We start from the raw sequence: 22,575 nt of genomic DNA on the forward strand, positions 1-22,575 counted from the left end.
GACTTCTAGGTCTGACCATTTTCCCACTGCTCTACCAACATTCACCCACCGTCTAGCCCTGGATGGTTTGGTGGGCATTAAAGGTTTTCCTTCTTTACTGACTACTGGAACACGATTCATAGATATAATCCACTCGTGTAATGTTTACGTCTCTTAAGGCATTGATAGGGGTGTGTCCTGGATTTAGAGGGTGCCTAGAGATTCCTAGACCTACATAGAGTCCGAACTAGAGAAACGTTCGGAAGTGATTATCCCCTACCAACTCATGCCCTATTCATGACTTCCTGGCAGGTTCCCTCTGCCAATCCCTAACCTCAACGAAGTAGGTTAGGGTTCATGAATGACATTTATTTTGCCTGTTATCATGAATATTATCCTCCAGAGAAATAATTTTGTTTCGTTGGATGCATCACAGATCACCGATAGGTAAGCTCAGCAGTAGGGGAACAGTTGTGGTGTTGTTGTAATAGGCGCGATCGCGTCTGGGTTAGGCTCTGTAGAAAACCAAGACTCAGTAGACTCAGCCGATAAATGATACCATTAGCTACCTAACCTTCCCATAGATGTTCCTCTGGAACTGTCTACCTTATGGCTTATTTCTGGAAGGATTCTTCAAGATTGAACTGACGCTCTAAGTACCTGGACAGAAATTCTGTACCCTGTACTAAGAAATGTGAACAAGCCTAAAACCTTTACGGTTCCCTGTTCCCTGTTACACACCGAGCGTGTTACCGAGCGAAGCCGAGGTAAGCCGAGGTGTTCCCTCATCTCAACCGTTAACTTTAGTTTTGTCCGACTACTTAGCACAGTATGTTACCCACACCCTTACCATCTCAACCAAGAACGGATCAGCGCTGGCACACATTCACGGAAATATTACAACGCCTGCATCGAGAAGGCATATACATTCATTCTGAACAATTAGCAGAATTTATGGTGGCACATGGATTGCCCGTTGATTTATGCTATGTCCCAGAACATTTGCACTCTAAAGCCATTCAAATCAATCAAAACTATCAGGGCGATATGGTGTCCCTAACTGAACAATCCGAACCCGATTGGGATTATTCCTGGATGAACGAAGTCCAAACGCCCATCATCAAAAATAATCCCTGCTATAAAATTTAAGGGAAAAATAGAGATTTCTCCTCACATTTCCTGTGTTCAAATGCTCTAAACTTTCATTCAAGTCCGCTCAATTCCTCTGCGTACCTCTGCGGTATCCTCTGCGTACTCTGCGTTAACAAAATATAATTCATACGAATGAACTTGATCTGACCGGGTAATCCTCAATTCACTTTCGCTTAACTCTTGACCCCTTACGACTACCTTTTCCCTTCCCTTTAGAGGACTGAGAATCTGAGGTTGGCGCAATCATTGGCACCGTAAAGTGAAACTGACAACCTTGGTCTTTACCTGCTGAGTCTGCCCAAATTTTACCGCCCCACCCCTTGACAATTTGGCGACAAATTGCTAATCCTAAGCCTGTTCCACCCGTTGTCCGTCGCAGCGCCCCTTCTTCTTGATAAAAGCGATCAAAGACATCCTCTAGGCGATTCGGTTCAATCCCTCGCCCTGTATCGGCGACAGTCACTTTTAACATCGAATTCCCATTGGTTTGAATCCCAATGGTGATTTCTCCTTGGGAGGAGGTAAATTTGCAGGCGTTGTCTAACAATTTGGCAAGGGTTTCTACCAGCCACTCACCATCGGCTTGGACTAAGGGCAGATCGGTGGGAACTTGAGTGATAATGTTCGGTCGCCGATCCTCTGACCAATGGACGTTGATCCGGCTGAGGGCTAATTCAATGCACTCTTGTAGAGAAATGGCTTCGACATTCCATTCCACGCGCCCACTTTCCAGGCGCGAGAGAGTGAGAAAGTCTTGCACCAGTTTCCGCAGGCGTTCAGCGTCGTCAAGGGCGGTATTCAGCATCACCTGACGCAATTCTGGCGACATATCCGGTTCGCTGGCGAGGCTTTCCAGGCAAACCTGAATCGTGGACAGGGGGGTACGGAGTTCATGACCCGTGATTGCCACTAAGTTACTACGAGTCCGGTCAAGGGCGGCGAGTTGTTGGTTCAAATCTTGCAAATTCGCATACGCTTCCGCTTGGATTAAGGCGACACCCACTTGAGTTGCGATCGCTTCGACGAGGGCAAGTTCTTCATCCTTCCACCGATAAGGGGTTTCGCCGCAGTGGTGTAACTCGACCATCCCCAATAACCGACCCTGATATAGTACAGGAACCATAAGCCACGATCGCATACCAAAGGTTTGCACCAATTCCTTTAACTTAGAAGACGGGGAATTAGCGCTTTTGCTGGGTGTCTGGTTCAGCCGAGGATCATGTTGGGTATCTTCTACGGAAATGGACTCTTGATGTTCGACAATTCCTTGAAACAGAGTATTGTCTCTTAGGGGCCAAGGGCTACCTAGGGTGGAGCAAAGGATCGTGCGATCGCGCCCTCGGGTTTCCAGGTACTCATGGGTAATCGTGGCTTGAGTATCCGTGGCTTTACAGCGGTAAATGAGAAAACGACAAGAACCCATGGCTCGCCCTAACTCTTGCACCGCGATTTCCATAACTTCATGGGGATCGAGCGATCGCCGAATCGCCGTGGTAATCGAATTCACCAAACGCTCGCGTTGTTCTTGAGCCGCGATCGAGCTATAGGCTTTCAGGAGTTTATACTGACCCGCTTGTAAGTAAGTCACTAGCCGTTGCACAAACGGATCGGGATTGGGTGAGTCTTGCCGATTCCGATCTGAGGGTTGAGTTGAGCCAGAACTGATATACTCAGCTTTTGCTTGCTCGATTTTATCCGCTAACTCAGGTCGATAGGTGGCAATGCGATCCAGAAGCAACTCGGCGGCTTTGGCACTAACCGTCCGGTCAAATGTCCAAATTCCCTCAAAACGTCGAGACGTATCCATCTCCCCATTGGCGCTATTGGACACAGACGAACATTTTTCTCGGCAGATCAGACAGTTGGCATAGTGAGAACCAATTACCACTAAATGCCACTCGTGACTTAAGGCATCGCCCGGATCAAATGCCACAGTTTCGTGGTGATCTGAGCTATTCTTGAAATCCGTTTCTGGTGCGGCTAAGACATAGACATGAGGCGTCCGTTGGGCAATGCGCCGATAGCGATGAGCTTCCTGACGATAGAAGCGTTCTCGCTGAAAACAGGCGATAACCAACGGCTGCTCCGAACCAGCTAAGACCTGATCTTCCATCGCATGGGAGAGTGCGGTCAACGACGCTTTGAAATATACTTGTTGCCTCAGGTGGGGCATGGCTTGGAGTAAGTGAGCCAGCACCGAAGTTTTGATGATCATTCAAATAAGCGATAAGCAGTGTTTAGCTTGAGCTTGGCAACAAACCCTTTACAATTCCCCTTTTTTATGATTCAAATTGCCGCAATACCCAATGGCTTAAGAGCAATCGGCAGGTATGGGGAACGCCATTAAGCAAGGCGATTCGGCAAAGAACCGCTGTGGGTCATAATTGAGTTGATAACTTGTCCTATCAACCTATCGTACAAAAAAGAAGGTAACTTCCACCTAGCGAACCCGATAAAATTCCTCTCTAGGCTTCGAGGAGATGTCCAGTTGAGCGAATGTCTCGAACCCGAGGTAGAGCGCTGAAGGGGCGGGTAAGCTACTGCAATAAGTACCTGGACATAAATTCTTGCCGCTGTACTAAGAAATATTAAGGAGCCGATCAATTTAGACGTAGGATATTATATCTATACTGGACTTCTGGTAACCGCTAGCCTTCCGCTTTGGTCGTATAATGCACACTCAACCTAAATCCTTACATAGATGTTTAATTGGCACTTAAACTTACAGAGGTTGTTTCAGGTTTTAGGCAAACATCTGACCAGAACTTTGCCCAGCTTTTTGCGGAAACGAATACCAGGATTCGGCTCACCCCACCAGCAGTTGACAGTGACTTGCCAAACGCTACACAAGCAATTAACCACTGCTAACCCTTCCGATCGCGCGAAAGAGAAAGCTTGGAAAACCTACGGCAAAGCCCTATCCCTGGCTGAGCAATGCGATTACTCACAACTGATCCAAGTCATCGTACAATTTGACCCGCTCTTTAGGGAGTGGCAGCCCAATTCCAGCTTTCGGCAAGAGCGATCGCTCTCGGTTCTACTCAAAGCCCAATCGCCAACGGCTCAAGCCCTCGATGCGGCATGGCGGCTTGCGGGGCGACTGCAAAACCCGTTACGGCAAACCGAGATACAGCAGCTAATCTGTGTCCAATCTGCCCGAATTGGTGACACCAATGGACTACTGGTGAAGTTGCTAAAGCGACGTGAACAAGGGTGTCTCCCTACCGCCGAACTCCATGAAATCCTCTCCACCTATTTAGACCACAATTCCTTTGAGGATAGCCATCCCTGGAAAGCCTTCTGCTCAGAATTTCCGGACACCCAACTGCCTCAAATTCATCAGGTTTATGCCCTAATGGAGCGCTATGAGGAAGCGGCTGACTTGGCAGAAGCAGCCAGAGATTACGCCAGTGCTATCCGTTACCTCCTGTCTGTTCCAGGTAAAGAGACTGCCCTTCGCGTTCTCGACTTGGCGGAGCGTGTCAAAGAACCCGATACAATTGCCCAAGCCCATGAGAACGTCGCCTCATGGTTCTGGGAGGACGGGAGGTATGCCGATGCCCGAGAACACTTTCAAAAAGCGGGCAACCTCGAGGGCGCCAGTGACTGTTACCAAAAAATGGGACAGCTCGAACTGGCAATCCAACTCCGTCCCGCGATTCGTTCGGAGTGGATACTCGATATCCGAGAGGCAATGGAGAACACCGTCAGAGGGCATCTTGATCGCCAAGACTTTTTAGAAGCAGTTCGCCGACTACGAACCGTAGAGCAAGCATGGCGAAACAAATCTGCCGAGTCAAGTATTTGCTCTGAGGCGGATCGCACCCAACACCTGCTCTCGGAAGTAATCCGAACCGTTCGAGCCTCCTTTGAAGCCAAGTTGTCAGCGACTCAGGGGCAATCAGAAACAGACCTGTTTAAACAATGGAGCCTGTTGGAAGAAGCCGCTGGCAATTATCTCGAAGCTGGATTCCAGGCAGAAAAAGCTCAAGACTATTTTGCCGCATCCTTATTATTTGAGAAAGCCGGTGCCTTTGGTCAAGCCCTGATTGCCCTGGATTCTGCCGATCCAGACCATCCCAACCCCCGGAAAAAGGCTCAGTTACTCGAGCAAGGCGGTGACTTCTTTATGGCGGGGCTTCTCTACGAACGTTTGGGAGAAATCGAACAAGCGATTTCAATGTACGAACAGGCGAGGGAATACCAGCGTGCTGCCCAACTCCGACGGCAGCAACTTGGCGATAAGCGGGTCGTATTTGATCATCGCTTCCAAGAATTAATCACGAAAGCCGGTCAAGTCGAGGAACTGGCGGAACTTTGCGCGGCTCAAGCCGACGAACGGGAGCAACCGCCAGAGGAAAAAGTGCGTTTACTACGACGCCTGAAAGACTTAGGAGAGCAAGGGTTGGTGAGTGGCAAATGGCTAGACCTGGTTGCTACAGAGTTGCCCAGCATTGAGGCGTTAGACAGGCGTCGGTTTGAAGAACAAGCGGATAGATGGGTGCAAGCCGCGACTCAGGAGATTCTGGCAGACTACATTGATGCGATCGCCCTTGACCTGGGTACCAGTAACAGTGTGGTTTGTCTCTATAACCAAAAGCAAGGAGAGCCAGAGGTTGTCGAATGGCACGGGCGACGGCAGATTCCGTCCGTGTTTGCGATCGATCAAATGGGGCGGGAACGGGTTGGTGTGCCGATATCCGAGCTGCTGGGGAAATCACCTCGCGCCATTGTCACTCAAGCGAAACGGCAGATGGGCACGGACACCAAATTCAAAGCCGGGGGTCAGGTATACCGTCCTGAAGAAATTTCAGCGCGGATTATTAACCACGCCCGTGAATTAGCCAGGGAGTATCTGCACAAAAAGATTGGTGAGAAAATTTCCCGAATGGCGGCTCAGGTGATCGGAACATCTGTGCCAGAGGACTGGGTAATAACCTACCTCGATCAACATCCCCCCACCATTCCTTTAGCCAATGCTGTGATTACAGTACCGGCTTACTTCAATGATGCCCAGAAACAAGCGACAAAGACTGCCGGTGTGCTGGCGGATATCAACATCCTGCGCCTAATTCACGAACCAACGGCGGCTTGCCTTGCCCAGCGCACCCGCTCTTCTATCAATGAAACGATTTTAGTCGCTGACTTGGGAGCAGGAACCTTTGATCTTTCCATTATTGAAGTCGAGGAAAGCGTCTTTGAGGTACTGGAAATCGAGGGAGATAATGCACTTGGCAGTGCCGATTTAGATGACGTGTTGTATGCTCATTTTTTAGAGGTGATTAAAGCCGAAACCGGGCAGGATATAAACGGCGATCGCCGCACTGTCACCCGTCTGCGTCAGGCTGGCGAAGAACTCAAGATTGAACTGTCCTCCCGCAGCGCTTGGACAATTGAGCTACCCGATTTGATTAACGGTAGCGCGATCACCCTGGAACTGACACGAGACGAACTCGAACGCCTAGCTGCACCTTGGCTGGATCGCATTCGGACAACCTGCCAAAAGATTAATCGCCAACCGAGTCGGATACTTCTCATCGGCGGTGGAGCGATGATGCCTGCGGTTCGTAAGTGTATTGGGGATGTGTTTGCCCAAGACCCTAACTCGGATTTAGATCCGTTAACAGCCGTTGCCCGTGGAGCGGCTCTGCAAGCGGCTATCCTGATGGGTTCGCTACAGGATGCCATCTTGTTGGATGCTGTTCCGTTCAGTCTGGGGATTAAATCCTATGTCGCACCGGGTCAGTTCAAGTTTGATTCCTTAATCCCCAAGCACACGACCATCCCGACTAAAACAACACGACGCTATACTACCGTTGAAGACAATCAGACCAACGTTAGAATTCAGATCTTTCAGGGAGAATCCTCTGTTCCTGAGGAAAATTTTAAGATCGGACAATTTATTCTTCAAGGAATACTTCCCGCCAAAGCTAGAATTCCCCAAATTGATGTCACTTTTGATATCGATAGCAATTGCCTTCTAATCGTGACAGCTCGCGATGCTGGAACGGGAAAACAATGCGGCATCACTATCTCCGACTCGCACCTACTGACGCCTGCTCAAGCGGCTTCGCTGCAAGCCAGATTCCGAGACTCTCAGACTCATCAAGGACACCTGACAGGGTTAGAGAAACTGGCGAGGAACCTCACACAGATGCTGCAAGAGACCCAACGGATCAATATTCTGGAACTCTCAGCCGGTTTGCAACAGCGATTACACTACTATGAACGTCACCGAGAGCGGTATTTGCCGACTCCGACAGACAATAACAGGTTGTTTGAGGTCTACCGCAACCGCGACGAATTAGAGATGAAGGCACGGTTAGCCCAGGATCGATGGGACAGCTTGAGCCGGAGTAGCCGGACTTGGTTGGAGGGTTATGGGTCGCTCGATTGGCGTTCTACACAAGTCTCACAGCAAGTGGAGCAATTAATCGAGGAAGGCACTAGCCTGCTTGAGCGCACCCGCTCAGCCGCCCAAGAGGTGACAGAAGGGGCGGCGACTTACAGGAGATGGTTGAGTGCCATTGAGAACCTTCCGATTAACCCTGAGGGAAATGCTGAAGAATTGGCTCAACATTTCCTCCGTCTTAACCGCTATTCAGAAGCCATTACTCATTTTCATCGGATTGAGGCTCCCTTATCTCCATCCCAGGTCGAACTCGGTTTGGAAATTTTGGCTCGTTCCCGCCAACGAGATGCTTATGGCGCATTGTTTTTAGACCACACCCCAACGCTTGGCGTTCACAGTCCTGACTTTGAGAGCCTCAATCATTCGGTGCGGATTTATGCTTCCTCCGTGGTTTGGATACAGGTGAATATAGGCGGATTGGCTGGTAGTGGTAGTGGCTTTGTTATTAGTCCCGATGCAGTGGCGACCAATCGTCACGTTGTTATGAACCAGTCCACAGGACAATGCATTTTACCGGAAGCGGTCAGCGTAATTACCAAGGAAGGTCGTCTCCAGGTAACAGAAATCTATTTACCGACGTGGGGCGCGGACGATGTGGCAATCCTGCGCTTGCGACCTGAGTCTACTCCTGTTACTCCATTACGGTTAGGCTTTTCGGAACTCGTTGAGGTTGGGGAGCGGATTTTGACCGTTGGTTTTCCGGCGCCTGGGGAGGGTGGGTTTGAAGAAAATCTCTACTGTAATGTTGGCTTGGTCAACCGTATCCGACCGAGTCAACTTTGCACGGAGCGGGTGCTAGAAGTGAGTATTCCGCTTCAGGGGGGGATTAGCGGTGCGCCGATTTTGAATCAATTGGGAGAGGTTGTGGGATTGTTAAGCTTCTTCACGGAGCGCAAACGGGAGAACTCTAGTGGACAGAGTTACAGCGAACAGTCATTTTATGCCATTCCTGTTGAGGTTTTGCGCCGCCTTCGTGGAAATGTTCAAGGGTAGATTCGCTGCTAATACTATAATTTACAGGGAACATAAGAGATTTGGAGTTTAATTATTTTTTATTGAGCTTGTTTCCCACAGCACCAGTTCCCAATGTTAATAAACCCAACAGGGTTGATGCTTCCGGGACAGGGGTTTCCGATTGTTTAGACTCGATAAAATTAAAATAGGCTTTTTGATTGTTAGAACTAAAAAAAGAATCGTCTGAACTCTGGAAAAGATTAAAACCGTAGGGGTCACCAACAGCCAAAACTTGACCCCCGTTAGCAAAAGGCTGAAATTCAACCATCGACCGGATTGAACCATTTGTACCAATCAGCGTCCCTCCCTGGGGAGAAATATCGGTTACCATTGGGTTAATATCAGTGGCTAAAGATGTACCAAATGTTTGACCTCTTAGGTCACCTAATGTGCCGACAGTGGTTAGAGACACTGTATTTTTAAACATGCCACCTGTAGAAGAATTGACACCACCGACAGCACCTGTATATCGGGAACCGAGTCCCAGTGATTCCAGTACAGAATTAGCCGATATCTGTTCAGAACGAGTGGAATCGGCTTCAATAATCAGACAACCACCAGTTTTGACAAAATTTCTCAGCACGCTACTTTCAGTGTCCGTCAGTATTTTTGAGGACGCTCCATGAAAGAATATATCAACGTCAGCAAGAGTTGCCTCCGTTAGGGTTGATACTCCTGGAAGGATAGTATGTAAACGTTCAAGAAGACTTGAGCTGAATGCACCGTATTGCAATGCACCATTTCCGGCATTAAATAAGTCACCCCCACGCTGATTTGCGCTGTCCCAACTTCTTATCGTTAATGCACCTGCCGAATTTACTCCTAAAGCTTCGAGAAGAATAGCTAGGGATAAGGTTATTGTTATTAATAGCTTATTCATATTAGTGATGCTATAATCAGCTTACTAATATTCAGAATACATAAGTCCAAAGTTTAATTCTCTAGTTTTTGGTCTTCTTCACAAACACTTTACATCGAATAATTAATGGGATTATTGTTAAAATTAATAATGGTTAAGAAAGGCGTTACACAGATGAGCGGATAAACCCATTATTCCAGGTACATCGATCAAAACATTCCCATATTCGTAAAAAAAATTTACAACACTTCAATAAAATTAACTATTTCACCCAAGCCAATCCTTATAAGTATAAGCTAAACTTATGAAAGATAATAGATTTTATCTTCACACAATATTTAACAACTGCCTCTTGACAAAGGACAAATGACAAAGGACAAAGGACAAAGGACAAAGGACAAATGACAAATGACGGACGAAGGACAAAGGAATGAATAAACTGTTGCCCGGTTTCTCCGAAGGGTTCCCTGTAGCGCTAAGAGTATGGTTAGTGTTTTTGCTATGTCTGGTTTTACTTGGATACTCAGTTCCCTTCAGTATCGTGGTGGGTGCTGTTGGGGGAATTGCTGGCGGCTGGGTTGTGGCTTGGTGGAATAGTAAAGATGAACAAAAGAAAGCCCCCTCTGAACCCCAAGATGAGCCAGAGGAAGCCCCCGTCAAGTTAAGTGGATTAGCCTTGGCGAAACAGCGTCGAGATGCTAGAGCGAGGAAGCGTTCCCAGAAAAGCTCCGTTCCATTGACGGGATTATTCAACCGAAGTAAGTAGGACTTGCTGCACAAAGCCCTATTTTAAGTGGGTCAAGCCACTACGTCGTAAATTCAGATGCCACAATCATAGAACCAATTCCTTTATTGGTAAAAATTTCTAAAAGTAGAGCGTGGGGGATTCGACCATCAATAATATGAGCCGCCCGTACCCCCTGAGCCAGCGATCGCACACAACAGTTAACCTTAGGTATCATACCGCCAGCCACAACGCCCGATGTCATTAACTCTCGTGCTTGTTGAATATCTAGCTTAGCCATTAGAGTGGAGGGGTCTTGGTAATCCTGCAAAATCCCCGGAGTATCAGTGAGTAGAATTAACTTTTCTGCTCCCAAAGCGGCAGCAATTTCGCCAGCAACGGTATCAGCATTGATATTATAGGCTTGACCCGCCTCATCAGCAGAAACACTTGACACAACTGGAATGTAGCCACTTTTGACCAAGGAGTCCACCAGTTTAATATCAACACTGCTGACTTCTCCAACAAAGCCAATCCCCTTGCGCCCTTCCGGACGGGCTTTGATTAAATTTCCGTCTTTACCGCAAAGTCCCACGGCTAAACCCCCAGCCCGGTTAATTAGCGAGACTAACTCTTTATTAACTCGACCCACGAGAACCATCTCCACCACATCCATCGTGGGTGCATCCGTTACCCGTAACCCATCCTTAAACTGCGGTTCAATCCCCAGCTTATCCAACCAGCTATTAATTTCTGGACCACCGCCGTGAACGACTACGGGACGAACGCCGACACAGGATAAGAAGACAACATCCCGAATCACTTTATCTTTGAGGTTGCTATCCTTCATCGCCGCCCCCCCATACTTAACCACAACCGTCCTCCCAGCAAACTGCTGGATATAAGGTAGGGCTTCACTGAGTATCTGCACACGGGTTGCTTCGGCTTCCCGGATTAAATCGTGATCGTTTTCTTGTACCATCGACAGGAACTGGAAGACCAATTAAGATATCCCAAGCAGTTTAGATCATTTTTTTATCAATATCTCCCCCAACTCCCAGACGTGCCATGGCACGTCTCTACATTGCTTCCCCAGCTCCCTCTGCTTCCCCAGCTCCCCCAGCTCCCTCTGCTTCCCCAGCTCCCCCAGCTCCCCCAGCTCCCTATTCACCAAAATCCTCCATGGGATAGAGGTCATAGCTACTCCAGAGAAGGATGCGATCGCGGCTAGATTGCCTTTGAATGAATGGTGGAAGCATTAACTTCTAAGATTTGCTGAATATTCAGAGGACATTCATACATGTTTATTAAACACTATCGTAAAAGCTTACCTGCCAGTGCGATCGCCTTAGCGCTAATGGCGGTGCTACTTCCCTCCTGCGCCGACACCACCCAAGACGTTGTCACCGCTGGACAAGAGGAAGAAAACGTAACCGCTGAGGAAGTCGAGGAGAACACCGACCAACTTATCGGTCAAAGCGTGAGCATCAGAGGCGAAGTGAGAGATGTTCTGGATAATGTCACCTTTACCCTCTCAGAGGATGAGTTGTTTGGTGATGAAATTATCGTGGTCAATACCTCAGGCGAACCCTTTATGCTGCCAGAAGAGGAGGATGTTGAAGTCCAAGTCACCGGTGAAGTGCGTCAGTTTAATATGGTAGAGTTTGAGGAAGAATTCGACTTAGACTTCCAATTCGATACCGACTACGAACAACAGCCTGCTATTGTCGCTGAATCACTGGCACTTGCACCCAAACCCGGAGAAATTACCGAAGATCCTAGCCAATTCTACAATCAAACCGTGGCTGTAGAGGGTGAAGTGGAAGAGATTATGAGTAACAATACCTTTACCCTCGATGAAGATCAGTTAGCGGGTGGCGGTGACTTGTTAGTCTTCACCTTAGTCGCACCGGAGAGAACCATGGTTGAAGGTGAAGATGTTGTCGTGACGGGTGAGGTGCGTCCCTTTATCGCCGCTGAATTTGAGCGGGATTATGAGTTAACCTGGGATTTGGATGTTAAACGTCAACTAGAAGCCGAATACGAGAATAAGCCTGTATTCATTGCTAAATCCATCTATCCCTCTGCTCAATAATAGTTAATCCGGTAGTGTTGGTTATAGCAGTAGACACATCTATTAGGACAAAAGAACTGTTGTTCCAGACGTTCCGCCGGAACGTCTCTACCTAAATGATGTGTCCTTTTTCCCCGTCATGTAACGTGTCAAACTAGAAGTAGCGATTCCGGAAAATCGAGAGGAAGCTTGGGCTATGACAATCTCCACTGAGAAAAAAGTTTGGACAGATGAGGAATTTATGGCACTGTCCAAAGATGGGCATTGTTATGAGTTAGTAAACGGGGAGCTTGTGAATATGGGCAATTCAGGGATGGAGCATGGCGGAATTGGCTCATTTCTGGGGGGGCTTCTGGCAATCTATGTTCGGCAACACAAATTAGGAACGGTTTGTGATTCTAGTACAGCGTTTACCTTAAAGAACGGCAACAAGCGATCGCCTGACGTCTCTTTTGTCTCTAAAGAACGGCTCAAGGGTTTCAATCGTCCCCCTCGTGGGTTCTTTCAAGGTTCTCCTGATCTGGCGGTAGAAATTCTCTCTCCCAGCAACACCGTTGAAGAAATCCACGACAAGATTGTGGAATATTTTGACAACGATACTCGCTTAGTTTGGGTGATTCATCCCGATGAAAAATATGTTCTGGTTTACCATTCGCCCGAACCCGATCGCTTACTTCGTCCTCAAGACACGCTAGAAGGTGACGCGATCGTTCCTGGCTTTTCCATGTCGGTTGCTGAACTGTTTGAAGAGTGGGATTTTTAGCGATCGCTCAATTTTTATTTTCTACATAGAACTCAGGTCTTTTTATGAAAAAGAGAACTTTTGGCTATGTTAGTTATTCCCAAAAAAGCAACTCTCCCGTAACTAATGTGATAAGTTTTTAGGAATCACATCAATTACGGGAGAGCCTAGATTTTCAGGTTAATCCATCACTTCAAAGGACTGCACTTGGAGAACAGGACCAATCATTGCTGTGGTCATCACATCCTCTAGCACCTCTCCTTGCACCTTCACATTCAGGTTAGATTGCTGTAACTCATCGGGGACATCCTGAAGTTCATAGGTTTCTCCAGAATCGGCAACTAATGCCCAAGTCCCGACGCCAATATCTTTGTGTTCAATTTTGCCCGTGACATTAATGCTCATGCAAATCTCCCCTCTTCTTTAGAGGCAAAATAGGCAAGTCCAAAGCAGAGGAGAGCATTCGCCATTAAGAATAGACGCGCCCCAATGCCACTACCTAACCACAGAAGACTGGGAGACATTACCGCACTTACCGCCAAGCAACTGGCAACACCCAAGGCTGAACCAATCGCCACCCATTTCCATTGGGGGTGTCCCAGGAACAATGCCACTAAGATAAAGGGAATCAGCACACTGGCAAAAATGGGATTTAATACCCCACTACCTTGAATCGCAGTACCCAGTTCCGGAATCGAACTACCCATGACTCGTAGGGGCCACTGGGGTAAGTCAAAGATATAGAAGCCGCGCAGGAAAAATAATCCCGAACTTCCAGCCACTAATCCTGTGGTCAAACTCCAGCCAAAGGACAAATAGTTCCGTAAGAACCACGCCAAGAGGTAGGAACCCAGAACCATGAGAACTTTCGGCAGCAGTGCAACTGCACCACCATCAATCCAGAACCGGAGATTGAGATAGCCACTATCGCGCAACCAACGGAAGAAATCGCGGAAGGTAATTTGTCCCTTCGCCGCCAATTGCACTGCACCCCCAGCATCTAGTTGTCCCGCGCCAAAGTGGTTGAGGGGATCATCTTCAACCTGGCGACTGGATTGTTGGAGAACGGTGAAAATTTCATCGGGATCATTAATCCCACTCGCTTTCACCAAAGCCGCAACCCCAGCAACGTGGGGGGCTGCCATACTGGTTCCCTGAAAGCCAGAAAACATGGCAGTTTTGGTTTTGGGATTAATGGTTTCTTGGACAATCTTACCCGCTTCACTACCCCCAGGGGCAGAAATGTCAACCCCTGCACCGTAGTTAGAATAGGGGGCTTTTACGCCAGCGGAATCCACAGCGGAAACACCCAGAACATGGGGATAACGGGCGGGATAGGAGGCGGAATTTTGGTTAGCATTCCCTGCTGCTGCAATAATCGCCACACCTTTGTTATAGGCATAGTCGATCGCTTCTTGCATCAGTTTACTTTCACCGCCACCGCCCAAGCTCATATTGATCACATCTGCGCCATTATCGGCAGCGAATTTAATCGCTTCAGCGATATCGGAAATCGTACCACCGCCACCTGCACTCAAGACTTTTAAGGGCATGAGACTGGCTTGGTATGCGACGCCAGCAACGCCGTAACTATTATTAGTGGATTGGGCAATGGTTCCAGCAACGTGAGTCCCGTGACCATTATCATCGAAGGCGTCAACTCTATCGTTTACGAAGTCGTACCCTTCAACCAGTTTGGTATCTTTGAGATCAGGAACCGGACTCACCCCAGTGTCAATCACCGCTACCGTAATCCCACTTCCCCGCGTTTCATCCCAGGCGGCTTCCACATTAATGCTGCGGAGATTCCATTGCTGGCTATAGCTGGGGTCGTTGGGAACAAAAAATGTGCTGTAGATGTAGTTGGGTTCAATATATTCCGTGTCCTTAGCCAGTTCTGAGCGTTTGAGCTGACGCAGGACTTGTTTATCTCCCTCCAAAATGTAAATATTGTCAACGTCAGAGAATTCGCTATTGAGTCGCGGAGTCACGCCGTATTTTTGCGCGATCGCGTCCACCTCAGCACTAATCTCTGTAGCGGGAATATCTTCCCGGAAATCCAGTACAATTGAGCCAAATTCCCCCTGATTTGCCAACCCTTTAAAGTTGAACAGGGCAAAACCTAGCCCAATCACAAACAAACACAGTAACAAAAACTTTTTCATTGGCAACCATCCGTCTATCGTGCCAGTTTAACCTCTACGATAGCTTATTTGTTATTTGTCATTGGTCATTGGTCATTGGTCATTCGTCATTCGTCATTTGTCAGGAAATAGGGAACAGGGAACACCTCGACCCTTCGACAAGCTCAGGGCATCGCTTACCTCGACTTACTTCGGACTTCGGCGTGAGCGCTCAGTCGAACGCTTCGCTCAGTAACACGCTCGGTAACACGCTCGGTGTGTCACAGGGAACAGGGAACAGGGATTTTAGAGCAACTTCTTGGCTTATTCGTTACAATCAATCTTTGGCAAAATATGTTGCTACATTGGTTCTTTGTCATTGAGCGATGAGTCAGGGCGGGTTTAGGCACATCAGGGTGAGGTTAGAAAGGATAGTAGTAAAACCCGCCCCTACAACTGTCATAACTCTTCCCATCTCCCAGACGTGCCATGGCACGTCTCTACATCCTCAGCTTCCCCAGCTTCCCCCGCTTCCCCCGCTCCCCCTGCTCCCCCTGCTCCCTCAGCTCCCCCAGCTCCCCCAGCTCCCCCAGCTTTCCCAGCTCCCTCAGCTTCCCCTACTCCCCCTGCTCCCCATCACCCGCCGCCTTGGTAGAACAGCTCCAGAAATCGGAAAAATTTCTCACATAAGTTGCGATCGCGTGCGCCTGCTTCCATCTCCTTGGTAATCTCTTCTATGGCTTGCATCCAGTAGGGGCGATCGCTTGAGGGTTCGTTCCGGGTGCGATGGAGTCGCTTACTGATAATCGCATCGGCGATGTTGACAAGCTGGAAAACTTGGACAATAAACGGAATTTCATCACCCTTGAGTCCTTTAGGATAGCCGGTGCCATTGAGTCGTTCTTGATGAGACAAGACTAGGGGGACAAATTCTTTCAACCCCGGAAGCTGCTTGCAGATCAAAGCAGACACTTCGGGATACTCGCGAATTTTTACCCAATCCTGTTCACTTAAGGAACCGGGATTGAGTAAAATCGAGTCGGGAATGCTAAGTTTGCCTAAGCCATGACAGTAACTCAGGAAAACAAGCTGGCGCAATTGGGTTTTGTCTAGTTTCAGCCACCGTCCAAAATGTAAGCACATTGTTCGCAGACGATAGCAGCGTAAACCAGCCGTGACGTTTCGAGCCAGCTGGATTTGTTCAAGAAAATTTAAGATATCGGCGTCGCCGGGGCGAAGCATTCCACTTCAGAATTAGGTGACTTTTACTGTTGCATTGTTATTGAGGTTAGTGATCCTCAACTCAGGTTATGTTAACGCTTTTGGATAGAAACCAGTCAGTTGGGTTAGGAGGAGGACTGTATAGCGCTTTATACAGTAGAGGGATCTATTAGTGCATCTTTAACCTTACCATAAGGCTGGATACAATCGGAATTCTGTATTTAATTTTCGTATGTTTTTATTTCTCTCCAAGTTACTCCCCTTATTTGTGTATCCATTAGGACTTGCTTGCGTACTCATGGTTGTGGCGTTAGTCTTGTCCTGGAAACGCCCCCGCTTGGTTCCTATCCCCATTGCCCTAGGATTAATCATCTTATTAGTTGCCAGTAACGGTTGGGTTGCCAATAGCATGGTTCAATCCCTAGAGTGGCAGCATATTCCGCCAACCGAGTTACCCCAGGCGGAGGCGATCGTGATTTTGGGTGGGGCGACTCGATCCGCCATTCCGCCGCGCCCTGCACCGGATTTAAATGAAGCAGGCGATCGCGTTTTCTATGGGGCGCAGCTTTATCAGCAAGGGAAAGCCCCTGTGATTATTGCCTCTGGGGGGCGGATTGAGTGGCGGGGTGGGGGTTCTCCGGAATCAGCGGATATGGCTCAAATCTTGGAAATGATTGGCGTTCCTCCCTCAGCAATTTTGCAAGATCCGGCGTCTCTGAATACCTACCAAAATGCCGTCAATGTGCGAAGAATTTTACAGCAGGAAGGGATAAAAAAGGTATTATTAGTTACCTCTGCCATGCATATGCCTCGCGCCCTACGGATTTTTATACGTCAGGGGATTGAGGCGATTCCAGCACCGACTGATTTTTTGGTCACTCAACAAGAACTGAATGAACCGAATAGTAGTCTAGCGGCTATTTTATTGAATGGTTTGCCAGATACTCAAAATTTAGATATGACAACCCGCGCGATCAAAGAATATATTGGCACAGCCGTTTATTGGTTGCGAGGATGGCTATAGCTTAAAGAAAGCGGAGGGGTAAGAGAAGCTGGCAATAGGATTTACAAATGACCAATGACCAATGACCAATGACAACTTTAAATTCGTTCTTCTTGAATTAAGGTGCGTTGAAAGAGTTGATGATTTTTAAACCAATGCCAGGTACGGAAGCGATAGTTATTGCAGGGACTCAGTTGAATCATTTCATACAAATAGCTATCCGGCATTCCTTTATAGGTAAAATGCAGCATAATTGTGGCTGAATCGACTTCCCAGGCTTTGCCTTGAATGCGTTCTGTGTCAAACCAGAGGGCGTTATCTCGATAGATTCCGGGAAATTGATGCTCCTCTTGTTTACCGTCAGACCAGTGATAGCGATTAATTTGATAATAATCATAAGACCCTTCATTAGGGAACTGACAACTTAGGTTAGATTTATGTTGGTCAAGGACAGTTCCTTGAAGATCAACGACAATATAGGTTCCTTCCCAGTCTCCTTCATGACGGGCAAGTAGAGGCATTTCATGTTTGATGTTTGACATATCATCAATAGTCCTTAAATTATTCTCTGTTCACTTAAGCGTTCAATGGTTTCTTGTTGAGTCTGCCGAAAATGTTGACAATCTACGTTTTGATTCAGCATAGTATTAACTGGGTAAACACGAGATTGGCGATAGGTTTCGATATATAAGTCTAACCGTTGTCGAGAGAGTAGATTTTTTAATCCTGGACGACGGCGATATCGCCGCAGGGCGGCTAGATCAATTTCGGCAAATGTTGCCATGCTTTCTCCTGAACCCGTTTCGGATAAAATCAATCCTCGATAGTCAATAATTTTAGAGCCTCCATTAGCTGAAGCTGAGGGTATAGCTGTATTTACAATTCCTGCTGTATTCGTAGATACAAGATATGCCATATTTTCCACAGCACGGGCAATCTTGGCACTATCTTTAGGCGATCGCTCTCCACTATACACCTCAGATGTCGGATGGATAAAGAGTTCCGCACCCCGCAGGGCTAGACACCTTGCCACCTCTGGAAATAATATTTCATCGGATGCGATCGCGGCTAGGTTCCCAATGGCGGTTTTCGCGACAGGAAAGACTCCTTCCCAACCATAACAATCGAGATACTTATCCCAGACATCGTGGGGAGTTGGGGCAAACATAGAATTGAGCCGTCGATAGCGTAAGACGATATTACCTGACGGATCAATCACAAAACAGGTTTGGAAATATAATCCCGGAAAATTAGGATCAAGTTCATAAGCATTCCCCGCCAAAAATATACTCTGCTTCTGGGCAATTTTCCCTAAGGTTTCGTACTCAACCCCATCCATTTCGATACAAGCTTTTTCCGCCCATGCTGATAGCGATTCTCCCATGGGAAAACCTGTGAGAAAATATTCTGGGAGGACAATTAAACGACAATCCGCACCAATAAATGCGAGACTTGCCGCAATTTGTTGTCCTAATCGATGAATCGTTTTCTGCATCAGCGATCGCGCTTCCTGGCGATCACTTGCCTGATTAACCCCATGGCAGGTTATTTGTAAGGCTAAAGCTGTAAATGTGTCCATATTTGTCATTTGTTATTTGTTATTTGTCATTTGTTATTTGTTATTTATAATAGCCTAAGAAGTATGGGCGTAATTTAAGCGATTGTAAGTTTATTGTCACCCGTCTACTTATTCGCGATCGCGTTTATACTTTACCCACATCAAAACCACCAGGGATCAGGCTGAGAATTCGTTTTTACCAAAAGCGCTTTTTTACGTATAAATCGTGTCAGTGCGGCTGTTCCCATACGCGAACCCCCCATCCCAGAAAACTTAAATGAATGTTTCTCCGCTTCATGAATCATTGCCGTTAATCCCGCATCATTAATACTAATCCCACCCGCATTAATTTGGCTAGCCACAGGAATGGCTTCGCTTGGTCTTCCAGCAAAAACAGCCGCACTTAAACCATAATTCGTATCATTCGCTAATTGTACCGCGTCCTCAATTGTGGCAAAGGACATGATCGGCATTATCGGGGCAAAAGTTTCTTCTGTCATGATTTTCATCGAATGATTGACATCCGTCAAAACTGTGGGGTGACACCATAATCCTCCATTTCGTTCTTCCACACCACCACCGCAAATCTTTGCCCCTTGCGCCACCGCATCCTGGAGATGTTCGCGAATAATTTGTGCTTGGTTTTCGGCAATAATTGGACCAATGTCTCCATCCTCAACCGTCGGATAAGCCAGATGCAGACGCTGGGCTTTTTTGATTAATTGATCAACAAATTGATCATGAATAGAATCAGCCACATAAATTCGTTCAATCGAGAAACAGGATTGCCCAGTATTGACAACAGAACCCCATAAAATGGCGGAGGTTGCCAACTCTAAATCCGCTGACTCTAAAACAATTGCCGGATCTTTTCCTCCTAATTCCAAGAACGCGGGAATAAACCGTCTGGCTGCGGCTTCAGCTACCTTTCGCCCTGTTTCTACACTCCCGGTAAAACAGACTAAATCAACATAGTTAATCAAGGTTTTCCCGGTTTCCCCGGTTCCCTGGCAATATGTTAAGACCTCTTGTAACTGGGGAACTTGGCTAATTGTGGCGGATAAGGGTTGAATAAAACGTGGTGTAATTTCACTAGGTTTAACCACCACCGCACACCCTGCTAATAATGCCGGAATTGCATCAATATTAGACAACAATAAGGGAAAATTCCAGGGACTAATGATGCCAACTAAGGAATAAGGGATATACTGATGTTGTTTATGAATAAAAGGAATCGCTGTCGTTGTTTCATCGGGAGGAGATAATAACGTAGGCGCAAGTTTACACCAGCGATCAATAGTAGAAATTAGGGAATTAAACTCTTGTACAGACACAGACTTGCGTCCCGTATCTCTAATTAATGCCTGAATCACGTCATCTTGTTCAGACAATAACACCTGTTTCCACGCCTGTAACGTCTCGATTCGCCCTGCGATTCCCAGCTGATGCCATTGAATTTGGGCTTTTCGTAAAAGCTTACAGTGAATTGCCAGGTGTTCCAGTGCTGGTGGTGTTATCTGATAATCAATCTGTCCGGTACGCGGATTGCGAACGCCGTACTCCTTATCCATAGATTTACCAAAAAACGATATAATTTATCGTATCACACTCTGAGTCAGTGTTTCGGCTTGTAGTAAAGGCTTTAGCCCTATATTATCCTGCTTCTCTTATCCTATATCCTTCATAAATATTTAGGGTCTGCTGAATAAGTCTTGTAGTGGGTATCGGGAATAGGGAATGGGGAATGGAAAAGAGTTTCGGAGTTTTTTCTAGTTTTGATTGGTTACAACCTATTTAGGATTGCTATAACTTGATTACAGGTAACTTCACCGTAAACGTTGTACCAAAACCAACCTCGCTTTTAACTGTAATCTCACCCCCGTGTAAATCAACACATTTTTTAACAATTGATAATCCTAACCCAGTTCCGGCAATCGTTCCCACATTTCCGGCACGACTAAAGGATTCAAATAATTTCGCTTGATCGGCTTGGGGAATGCCGATTCCTTTATCCTGCACCTGAAACACAACCTGCTTTTCTTCACAGCTCAAAGTCAGCGTAATTTTACCCCCCTGCGGTGAATACTTAATCGCATTGGAGAGCAAATTAGTAATCATTTGTCGCAGTAATTTAGGGTCAAAATTAGCGCATTCACAACTCCCGTGATGCGTAAAAAATAGCTGATGTTTCTCATCTACAGTAATTTGTAATCCTTCAACGATTTCCTCAAAAAAGCTAACTAAGTAGATCGGTTCTGGCTTAAACTCGACTTTCTCAAGTTCTGCTTTGTTAATAAACAGTACATCTTCCACTAAAGCGGTTAGATGTTTAACCGATGCCTGAATCCGCTGGAAATGTTTGCGCTGCTTGGCTTCATCCAATTTGTGGAGATACCGTTCCAGAATTTCGGCAGATGAGTTAATTGTTGTCAAAGGTGTGCGGTATTCATGGGAAACGGTGGAAATAATCCGGGATTTGAAATGGCTGAGTTCTTGTTCTTGAGCCAGCGCCAGACGCAACTGGGATTCTAAGGTTCGTAATTGATCATTAGCTTGTTGGAGTTCACTGGTTCGTTCAGCGACGCGATGTTCGAGTTGTTCATTTGCCTGTTCTAATTGTTGCTCTTTTTGATTGAGTAATTGGATTATTTTAGCCCGTTCAATGGCATAGCGGATAGAACGCACTAATAAGTTACTGTCAAAATCACCCTTGACTAAATAATCTTGCGCTCCTTTCTGAACCGCAATTGTGGCTAGCGATTCATCTTCTAATCCGCTGAGAATAACAATGGGAATAGTGGTAAACTGCTTGTACACCTGCTCAACGGTTTCTAAGCCGAAACTGTCGGGTAATGACAAATCCAATAAGATGACATCATAAGCATCTTGATTCCTCGGCTGTAGTACCTCTTGCAAACAGCGATGGTGAGTAATTTGGAACGGAGTTGACTTGACCAAATCGAGGAATTCTGTGATTAAATCAGCATCACCGAGGTCATCTTCAATGAGTAATACTCGGATAGGAGAGGTGTCCATGGTAATTATTTGGGTGGAAGTTTGACAACGGTAAACCAGAAGTTTTCGATGGATTCGACAATTTTGATAAAGTCCTGCATACCCAGAGGTTTTGATACATAGCAGTTAGCACCCAGGTTGTAGGACTTCAGAATATCGTCCTCAGCATCAGACGTGGTTAAAACCACCACGGGGATGCGTTTAAAGTAGTTGTCACCTTTAATATCTTGGAGTACCTCACGCCCATCTCTACGGGGTAGATTGAGATCCAGGAGAATTAAGTCGGGCGAGATAGCCTGAGTATATTTACCTTCTTGTCGTAAGTAAGCCAGCGCCTCAACTCCATCCCTGACACTATTGAGATTAATCTGTAACTTGGCATCTTCTAGGGCTTCTTCAATTAAGTCAATATCCCCCGGATCATCTTCGACTAGGAGAATTTCAATCGCTTTAGTTGCTGGGTTCATCAAGCAGGTCATAACATACAGTATTTGTGGATAATTCTCGCACTATTCCCAATTTATGACAGAGTTCCCAAAATCTGGGGAAAACTAACGTTGTTTGTCATTGGTCATTGGTCATTGGTCATTGGTCATTGGTCATTGGTCATTGGTCATTGGTCATTGGTCATTGGTCATTGGTCATTGGTCATTGGTCATTGGTCATTGGTCATTGGTCATTGGTCATTGGTCATTGGTC

General features: G+C 46.8%; 18 protein-coding genes and 1 pseudogene. 7 read left to right on the forward strand and 12 right to left on the reverse strand.

Features of this window, described 5'->3' with window-relative positions:
* The coding region (locus RIC07_RS05900; protein WP_446393724.1) for an RRXRR domain-containing protein at window positions 1-120 on the reverse strand (120 nt) is incomplete at its 3' end.
* Window positions 121-810: 690 nt separating this feature from the next.
* Here RIC07_RS05900 and RIC07_RS05905 point away from each other — a divergent pair.
* Entirely contained in the window at window positions 811-1,128 is a 318-nt protein-coding gene (locus RIC07_RS05905) for a hypothetical protein (RefSeq protein ID WP_446393708.1), read from the forward strand.
* A gap of 166 nt (window positions 1,129-1,294) precedes the next feature.
* Here RIC07_RS05905 and RIC07_RS05910 read toward each other — a convergent pair whose 3' ends face one another.
* Window positions 1,295-3,346, reverse strand: coding sequence for a DICT sensory domain-containing protein (locus tag RIC07_RS05910; protein WP_446393709.1), 2,052 nt, complete (start codon window positions 3,344-3,346; stop codon window positions 1,295-1,297).
* A gap of 612 nt (window positions 3,347-3,958) precedes the next feature.
* Here RIC07_RS05910 and RIC07_RS05915 point away from each other — a divergent pair.
* Window positions 3,959-8,536: an Hsp70 family protein gene (locus RIC07_RS05915; RefSeq protein WP_446393710.1), complete on the forward strand. Its 4,578-nt coding sequence runs from the start codon at window positions 3,959-3,961 to the stop codon at window positions 8,534-8,536.
* A gap of 52 nt (window positions 8,537-8,588) precedes the next feature.
* Here RIC07_RS05915 and RIC07_RS05920 read toward each other — a convergent pair whose 3' ends face one another.
* The gene (locus RIC07_RS05920) at window positions 8,589-9,437 is read right to left on the reverse strand and encodes a hypothetical protein (RefSeq protein WP_446393711.1); all 849 of its coding nucleotides are present in this window, start codon (window positions 9,435-9,437) and stop codon (window positions 8,589-8,591) included.
* Window positions 9,438-9,846: 409 nt separating this feature from the next.
* Here RIC07_RS05920 and RIC07_RS05925 point away from each other — a divergent pair, with 409 nt between their 5' ends.
* Complete coding sequence (locus tag RIC07_RS05925) at window positions 9,847-10,182, forward strand: hypothetical protein (RefSeq protein ID WP_446393712.1); 336 nt, start codon at window positions 9,847-9,849, stop codon at window positions 10,180-10,182.
* A gap of 40 nt (window positions 10,183-10,222) precedes the next feature.
* Here the strand turns inward: RIC07_RS05925 and argB are convergent, their stop codons facing one another.
* The gene (argB, locus tag RIC07_RS05930; protein ID WP_446393713.1) at window positions 10,223-11,122 is read right to left on the reverse strand and encodes an acetylglutamate kinase; all 900 of its coding nucleotides are present in this window, start codon (window positions 11,120-11,122) and stop codon (window positions 10,223-10,225) included.
* Between the two features lie 318 nt (window positions 11,123-11,440).
* Between argB and RIC07_RS05935 the strand changes: the two genes are divergently transcribed.
* Window positions 11,441-12,235 carry a hypothetical protein gene (locus RIC07_RS05935; RefSeq protein ID WP_446393714.1) on the forward strand — a complete coding sequence of 265 codons (795 nt, stop codon included), beginning with the start codon at window positions 11,441-11,443 and terminating at the stop codon, window positions 12,233-12,235.
* 175 nt (window positions 12,236-12,410) lie between these two features.
* On the forward strand, window positions 12,411-12,977 hold the full coding sequence (locus RIC07_RS05940; protein WP_446393715.1) for a Uma2 family endonuclease: 567 nt from the start codon (window positions 12,411-12,413) through the stop codon (window positions 12,975-12,977).
* A 159-nt stretch (window positions 12,978-13,136) separates the two neighbouring features.
* On the opposite strand, the gene RIC07_RS05945 is transcribed toward RIC07_RS05940, so the two are convergent.
* The 3 genes from RIC07_RS05945 to RIC07_RS05955 form a co-directional block, all read right to left on the reverse strand.
* On the reverse strand, window positions 13,137-13,361 hold the full coding sequence (locus tag RIC07_RS05945; RefSeq protein WP_446393716.1) for a hypothetical protein: 225 nt from the start codon (window positions 13,359-13,361) through the stop codon (window positions 13,137-13,139).
* Complete coding sequence (locus RIC07_RS05950; protein ID WP_446393717.1) at window positions 13,358-15,121, reverse strand: S8 family peptidase; 1,764 nt, start codon at window positions 15,119-15,121, stop codon at window positions 13,358-13,360. Before RIC07_RS05950 ends, RIC07_RS05945 begins: the two co-directional genes overlap by 4 nt.
* A gap of 594 nt (window positions 15,122-15,715) precedes the next feature.
* Window positions 15,716-16,321, reverse strand: coding sequence for an HD-GYP domain-containing protein (locus RIC07_RS05955; protein WP_446386136.1), 606 nt, complete (start codon window positions 16,319-16,321; stop codon window positions 15,716-15,718).
* 211 nt (window positions 16,322-16,532) lie between these two features.
* Between RIC07_RS05955 and RIC07_RS05960 the strand changes: the two genes are divergently transcribed.
* Entirely contained in the window at window positions 16,533-17,324 is a 792-nt protein-coding gene (locus tag RIC07_RS05960; RefSeq protein WP_446393718.1) for a YdcF family protein, read from the forward strand.
* Window positions 17,325-17,401: 77 nt separating this feature from the next.
* On the opposite strand, the gene RIC07_RS05965 is transcribed toward RIC07_RS05960, so the two are convergent.
* The 5 genes from RIC07_RS05965 to RIC07_RS05985 all read right to left on the reverse strand — a co-directional run bounded on the left by RIC07_RS05965 (window position 17,402) and on the right by RIC07_RS05985 (window position 22,343).
* The gene (locus tag RIC07_RS05965) at window positions 17,402-17,845 is read right to left on the reverse strand and encodes a DUF3598 family protein (RefSeq protein WP_446393719.1); all 444 of its coding nucleotides are present in this window, start codon (window positions 17,843-17,845) and stop codon (window positions 17,402-17,404) included.
* A gap of 14 nt (window positions 17,846-17,859) precedes the next feature.
* Window positions 17,860-18,891, reverse strand: coding sequence for a nitrilase-related carbon-nitrogen hydrolase (locus RIC07_RS05970; protein WP_446393720.1), 1,032 nt, complete (start codon window positions 18,889-18,891; stop codon window positions 17,860-17,862).
* A gap of 131 nt (window positions 18,892-19,022) precedes the next feature.
* The gene (locus tag RIC07_RS05975; RefSeq protein WP_446393721.1) at window positions 19,023-20,432 is read right to left on the reverse strand and encodes an aldehyde dehydrogenase family protein; all 1,410 of its coding nucleotides are present in this window, start codon (window positions 20,430-20,432) and stop codon (window positions 19,023-19,025) included.
* A 232-nt stretch (window positions 20,433-20,664) separates the two neighbouring features.
* Complete coding sequence (locus tag RIC07_RS05980; RefSeq protein WP_446393722.1) at window positions 20,665-21,897, reverse strand: ATP-binding protein; 1,233 nt, start codon at window positions 21,895-21,897, stop codon at window positions 20,665-20,667.
* Between the two features lie 5 nt (window positions 21,898-21,902).
* The gene (locus RIC07_RS05985; RefSeq protein ID WP_446393723.1) at window positions 21,903-22,343 is read right to left on the reverse strand and encodes a response regulator; all 441 of its coding nucleotides are present in this window, start codon (window positions 22,341-22,343) and stop codon (window positions 21,903-21,905) included.
* A 24-nt stretch (window positions 22,344-22,367) separates the two neighbouring features.
* On the opposite strand from RIC07_RS05985, the pseudogene RIC07_RS05990 reads away from it, so the two are divergent.
* A pseudogene (locus RIC07_RS05990) lies at window positions 22,368-22,575 on the forward strand (hypothetical protein); the annotation flags it as partial.

Source organism: Coleofasciculus sp. E1-EBD-02 (genome assembly GCF_040218245.1).
Lineage (GTDB): Bacteria > Cyanobacteriota > Cyanobacteriia > Cyanobacteriales > Coleofasciculaceae > Coleofasciculus.

Coding starts and splice junctions, on each gene's coding strand:
- RIC07_RS05905 (WP_446393708.1), top strand. CDS start 811: ATGTTACCCACACCCTTACCATCTCAACCAAGAACGGATCAGCGCTGG.
- RIC07_RS05910 (WP_446393709.1), bottom strand. CDS start 3,346: ATGATCATCAAAACTTCGGTGCTGGCTCACTTACTCCAAGCCATGCCC.
- RIC07_RS05920 (WP_446393711.1), bottom strand. CDS start 9,437: ATGAATAAGCTATTAATAACAATAACCTTATCCCTAGCTATTCTTCTC.
- RIC07_RS05925 (WP_446393712.1), top strand. CDS start 9,847: ATGAATAAACTGTTGCCCGGTTTCTCCGAAGGGTTCCCTGTAGCGCTA.
- argB (WP_446393713.1), bottom strand. CDS start 11,122: ATGGTACAAGAAAACGATCACGATTTAATCCGGGAAGCCGAAGCAACC.
- RIC07_RS05935 (WP_446393714.1), top strand. CDS start 11,441: ATGTTTATTAAACACTATCGTAAAAGCTTACCTGCCAGTGCGATCGCC.
- RIC07_RS05940 (WP_446393715.1), top strand. CDS start 12,411: ATGACAATCTCCACTGAGAAAAAAGTTTGGACAGATGAGGAATTTATG.
- RIC07_RS05945 (WP_446393716.1), bottom strand. CDS start 13,361: ATGAGCATTAATGTCACGGGCAAAATTGAACACAAAGATATTGGCGTC.
- RIC07_RS05950 (WP_446393717.1), bottom strand. CDS start 15,121: ATGAAAAAGTTTTTGTTACTGTGTTTGTTTGTGATTGGGCTAGGTTTT.
- RIC07_RS05955 (WP_446386136.1), bottom strand. CDS start 16,321: ATGCTTCGCCCCGGCGACGCCGATATCTTAAATTTTCTTGAACAAATC.
- RIC07_RS05960 (WP_446393718.1), top strand. CDS start 16,533: ATGTTTTTATTTCTCTCCAAGTTACTCCCCTTATTTGTGTATCCATTA.
- RIC07_RS05965 (WP_446393719.1), bottom strand. CDS start 17,845: ATGTCAAACATCAAACATGAAATGCCTCTACTTGCCCGTCATGAAGGA.
- RIC07_RS05970 (WP_446393720.1), bottom strand. CDS start 18,891: ATGACAAATATGGACACATTTACAGCTTTAGCCTTACAAATAACCTGC.
- RIC07_RS05975 (WP_446393721.1), bottom strand. CDS start 20,432: ATGGATAAGGAGTACGGCGTTCGCAATCCGCGTACCGGACAGATTGAT.
- RIC07_RS05980 (WP_446393722.1), bottom strand. CDS start 21,897: ATGGACACCTCTCCTATCCGAGTATTACTCATTGAAGATGACCTCGGT.
- RIC07_RS05985 (WP_446393723.1), bottom strand. CDS start 22,343: ATGAACCCAGCAACTAAAGCGATTGAAATTCTCCTAGTCGAAGATGAT.